This window comes from Aeromonas sp. HMWF015, from assembly GCF_963878965.1.
Classification (GTDB): Bacteria; Pseudomonadota; Gammaproteobacteria; order Enterobacterales; family Aeromonadaceae; genus Aeromonas; species Aeromonas veronii.
Genome location: NZ_CAWNZT010000263.1, coordinates 1 through 4,453, shown reverse-complemented (window position 1 = coordinate 4,453; position 4,453 = coordinate 1). Strand labels below are relative to the sequence as shown.

At 42.4% G+C, this 4,453-nt stretch carries 4 protein-coding genes; 3 read left to right on the top strand and 1 reads right to left on the bottom strand.

Annotated features, from left to right (window positions below):
* On the top strand, positions 1-774 hold a 774-nt coding region (locus tag AACS18_RS13690), incomplete at its 5' end, for a hypothetical protein (protein ID WP_219927945.1).
* A 212-nt stretch (positions 775-986) separates the two neighbouring features.
* Positions 987-1,976, top strand: coding sequence for a BT4734/BF3469 family protein (locus AACS18_RS13685; RefSeq protein WP_108611852.1), 990 nt, complete (start codon positions 987-989; stop codon positions 1,974-1,976).
* A 558-nt stretch (positions 1,977-2,534) separates the two neighbouring features.
* Here AACS18_RS13685 and AACS18_RS13680 read toward each other — a convergent pair.
* Positions 2,535-3,698 (bottom strand): PAAR domain-containing protein, encoded by a 1,164-nt coding sequence (locus tag AACS18_RS13680; RefSeq protein ID WP_108611849.1) that lies wholly within the window; start codon positions 3,696-3,698, stop codon positions 2,535-2,537.
* Positions 3,699-4,134: 436 nt separating this feature from the next.
* Here AACS18_RS13680 and AACS18_RS13675 point away from each other — a divergent pair, with 436 nt between their 5' ends.
* On the top strand, positions 4,135-4,431 hold the full coding sequence (locus AACS18_RS13675; protein ID WP_108611848.1) for a hypothetical protein: 297 nt from the start codon (positions 4,135-4,137) through the stop codon (positions 4,429-4,431).
* The last annotated feature ends 22 nt before the right edge of the window (positions 4,432-4,453 follow it).

The following is a 4,453-nucleotide window of genomic DNA, read 5'->3' as shown; positions in this document are numbered from 1 at the left end:
GTCAGCTCTTCCGACAACGGCGTTAAATGTCGTCGCGGCTCGAAAATCGCGTTGTGTAAGTGCATACGCGAACATATCAAACTGGGTAAAAAGCAGTATGGCGAACAGCTCGATGAACTTGTGAAAACAGTATCCAGTACATTGAAAGTTGATCCTCTGACAGCAAATGTCCACATTCAGAAATTCTTTGCTTTCCGTACTCAGATGAATAGGGTTCACTGTATCAAGCAAGACGCGCTTGATGTATATGAAAAGCTCACCACGAACGGCCAGTGTTTCATATTGAGCTTGAGCATGAACGAGAACAAGACTGATAACGGTGTATTCGAAAACGAGCTGATGACGCTGGTGAACGACACGGTAAAAACAGTTAGAGAAGCTGCTGGCAATGTCGTTATGTCTGGCGACAAGTTGGAGACATGGTGCGATAACTTCTGGAAAGCCGTTGTTAACGAGAAGGAGAACATAGAGTGGTACGGAGACGATAACGCAAGAACTCGGACTAACTTGTTCAGATATCTGATGGGCTGGGTTGAGAAAGAGAACAGGCACTGGGAGATAATCGAAGAAAAGGCATGGTGGGATGTTGAGCTTGATAGAGCTGAACAGTTCAAGAAATGCAAAGTAATGAGGAAACTGGAAGACGAAGGAATAAAAACTGAAATAGGAGAAGTGTGTGAACATATGGGGATGACGGTGAAAGAAATATTGAAGACTTATTCACCTGCTAAGTTAGCAAAACGTCTTAAATCAGATGCGGACTGGGGAGTTTAATCTGTCTGACTATCGGTAAAAACTAGCAACATTTTGACGCAAAAACGTGTGTTGCTAATAATATAAACCATCAATTTGCGTCAGAATGTTGCTAATTTTAAGACTACTGACTTGTTATATGATGACTCAATAAAATCATGTTCCGATAGTGAACATGTTCAAGATCATGACTGATTCATGACTTTGAACATTTTTATTAGGAGACCAAGAAAATGACAAATCAAAATCAAATATTCGTTAGCCTGAAACTTAGTCAATATGAAATTGGACTGAGTGAACACTCAATCGAAAACCTGATCAAGATGATGCGATCTGATTATCTGAAAGAGAAGACGGAAGAAATCCGAAACACTGAAGACAAGGACGCACGAAACAAACTGAAAAATGAACTGCCGATTGTGTTTTTCAACAATCGGTTCCATGACAGAAATCAGGGTTCAGCGATTTATTTGCCGAAAGACTGTCACGGTATCATGGTAATGGATCTCGATGAATACGACGAATCTTATGTCCGTTCGATTGCAAATCAGATCAGAGAAAGTTCACTCTGGCCGTATGTATTGTTCATGTTCAGATCACCGAGTGGTGGATTGAAGTTTGCTATCAAGACTGATGCAACGAAAGACGACAACTTATTTCATACTCTCGCCTATGAGAAAATCATGAAACTGTTAGAGCGTATGGATATCACCTGTGAGTTTGACGGAAACTGTAAGAACATTAACAGAGGCACTTACCTGACTCATGACGAGAAAGCCTATTACAACGGCAATTGCCGGACGCTGGCGCTCGCTGAACGTATCCAGAAAGAATACGACAATCAAAAGAAAAGTGAACGGCAAAGCGCTGAAATGATGAAGCTCCAGCTTGCTAACTCAGACGGAATTGACGTTGAACGCGCCCGTGCGTGGTATGACAAAGAAGTGCAGAAAATCATTAACTGTACCGTGCCAGGATTCCGTCACCAGAACGCTTATATCGTAGCTGTGACAGCTTTCAGCATAGGACTTGATGAATCAGACGCGCTTCGTGGCCTGTACGCTTATAAGCAGGCTGGCAAGTACGTTGATTCGATGACTCTGGAGAACAAAGTCAGGGAAGTAAAACGTCACTGGCAATCTAACGGAAGTGTTATTAGCAACACCTTTATTAAACAGAGCAAAGAACAGCGTCAGGCTTATCTGAAATCACTATTCGTATAAAGCTGGTGGACGTCACCAGCTTGGTGATCATGGAGAATAACTCATTCTATGCAGTGCGATAATCACTGCCGCGACGACAAGATTGATACAGAATAGCTTCCATTTCTTATCTTTCAATGTCGATATGGCAGTGATCGCAAAGCAAGCAACGGTTATCGGTGTAGCAGCCATCACGAATATTAGACTATAGCTGAAATACTTATCCGGAACTGAAATGAAATCCATATTCATCACCGTCAGGTAAGCTATGACTATAACGTACCATGTGAATATAAGTTTCATTCAAACATCCAAATCATGAAGCTATGTATTTCAGTAATCCGAATATAACAACAACCGCCGCAACGTGAATCAATGTCAGTTTGTATAACTTGGCTTTTGCTGCTGATATTGATCCTATGGCGGCTAATATAATCGTCAATGGAACACCCGCGAGCGGTATGAATGCAGCAAGAAAGCTAAGTGAATCGGGTACACTGTGACCTTTGAACATGGCAGCACCAGACAGACATATAATCAATAATGTATACCAGATGAAAATAAAATAATGCGCCCCCATTAAAAAGTACCTTCTATATCAATCGTAAAGTTCATTTCAGTTATGAACGGCTTGAAGTTATAGCCTTCATAACGCTGCAACAGGAACCAACTTCTAAACACGGCCAGAAATTCGAACCATTTGTCATTCACGTCAGGAACATCAAGACCAAAGTGATCTTGTATTTTGTAAACAAGTTTGCCTCTGTACTGACGCCCCTTGTATTCAAGTTCTTGTAACTCTACTTTTGCCGCATATATGTCATGAACAGCAATCCCTAGCCCGTTAGCGTAATCGTCAACGTCGTCGAACTTAGGCAGCGAAACGCTTGTGTTCACATTATTTGTTACCTTAGTCCTTGTATTAGCAGGCATCATACCATGTTGAGTCAATAACTTTTCTATCGTAGTCTGGATTTCTCGGTGAAAGAGCTTTGTGGTCCGATGATTTTTCATTGCTTCTGTAAGTGAATCACTTTCGTATTTCTCTCCGGTGTTTTCTTCAAATCGATCAATCAGCTCACCGATCACATGACTGTATTTTCCCAACCATGAAACTATTTTTGTTGTGACTCTCATATTCATAAAGTGGACAGATGCAGGCAATAACATTTCATGAGAAGTAATCGCAAAGTTAGCAATCCTACCCTGCTGCATGATTTTCTTCGCAGTGAAATCGCCATGCTGTAGATCGTCGGCGTCGTAATCGTCCATCTTTCGCTTCGTTTGATAGACTAATCCACGATAGCCAGGAACCGGCTTCCAGTCGTCTACATTAGCGACAGTAGCGAACAGCTCTGCGATGCTCTTGTTACCTGATGCGACTTCGCTAAACGTCTGGTAAGTCTGTTCAGCGTGCTCTTGTGACAAGAACGGCATCTTCATCGATACAGCACCTTGATCGTCAGCGACAACATACGACGCCGGATTACCGATCAGCACGTTCGATTTCGGTGGACAGCCACACTGAACCCAATCACCTTCGATGGCGACTTGAATGTTATTGATTACTACTTTGATTGCCTTCATCGGCATAATAGCACCAATTCCGACCTTACAAGCCGGACAAGTTGCCTTCATGCCTATTACTGTTGTGCCTTGATTGTTGAGCTGAACGTCTGGATAGCACTCTATGACAACACCGCCAGTTGTGGTCTTGTCACCTAATCCGATTACTCTTGGCATAGAGCCTCCTTATACTGGGAGTCTCGTTTATCACTTGATATCAGTTTCAGACAACTGTGAAAAACTACAGTTGACGCAGTGTGTATTCTTTAGACTTATGAACCAACCTTGTAAGAAAATTAAGATACACATGGCTATGATTATTCAATAACTTAGCCTATAAAACGTCCCCTTCATAAATAACATCGTGGGTAATGGGTCCCACGATTAGCTCCGCAGCCGCCTTCGGGCGGCTTTTTCATATCCCTACCACTGTGAAACTCAGTGTTCCCAATCAACGAAATCCAGCTCGGATTCACCGCACAGATTTGTGCAATCCCACTCAACGCAGGAATTCGTTCAGCTAAAAACTTAGCCCAGTAATCAACTAAAATGGCAGGTGATTAAAAGCTCCGCAGGTGGTCACCTAAATACTCCTATATACAAGGAGCTAATAATGACACCAACTGAATTTCTCAACACGCTATCCCAGCGTACCAATATCCCAATAATCACCTCGAAAGATTTCATATTCATAGAATCGTCAGGAATTAAAGTCCTGGAACATCACCACAAGATTGCGGTGAGTGTATCCGGTAATGGTGAAGCTGAAACGCGATACAGCGATCCCTCAAACGAGCTGATGGAGATACTCACACAAGCATTCAAAACGAGTGCCAAGAGCCACCAGCAGCGTCTGGCAGATGAACGTATCAATCACATGAAGAACATGAAGGAGAAGAAGAATGTTTAATCCGACCAATATTGAAATGAAG

What these genes read in the sequence shown, in the direction of transcription:
- AACS18_RS13680 (WP_108611849.1), bottom strand. Translation starts at nt 3,698, where the DNA reads ATGCCAAGAGTAATCGGATTAGGTGACAAGACCACAACTGGCGGTGTT.
- AACS18_RS13685 (WP_108611852.1), top strand. Translation starts at nt 987, where the DNA reads ATGACAAATCAAAATCAAATATTCGTTAGCCTGAAACTTAGTCAATAT.
- AACS18_RS13675 (WP_108611848.1), top strand. Translation starts at nt 4,135, where the DNA reads ATGACACCAACTGAATTTCTCAACACGCTATCCCAGCGTACCAATATC.